We start from the raw sequence: 206 nt of genomic DNA, 5'->3' as shown, positions 1-206 counted from the left end.
GCTGAACGCCGGCAACGGCAGCCAGTCCGGCGGCGACGAGGCGGTGCACGCGATCTTCCGCGCCGCGCACACCATCAAGGGCTCGGCCGGCCTGTTCAGCCTGGACCACATCGTCGCCTTCACCCACGTGCTGGAAAGCGTGCTCGATGAAGTCCGCGCCGGGACGGTCGATACGGACGGCGAGCTGGTCACGCTGCTGCTGTCCT

At 68.9% G+C, this 206-nt stretch carries 1 protein-coding gene; it reads left to right on the top strand.

Translation table 11 applies throughout. The features are described 5' to 3' along the window. Position 1: 1 nt before the first annotated feature. The coding region (locus AC6H42_RS02000; protein ID WP_497547306.1) for an Hpt domain-containing protein at positions 2 to 206 on the top strand (205 nt) is incomplete at its 3' end.

The sequence above is a fragment of the Massilia sp. NBRC 108631 genome (assembly GCF_059704565.1).
Note: the sequence above shows the minus strand (reverse complement) of the source record. Positions and strands in the feature narration are given on the sequence as shown.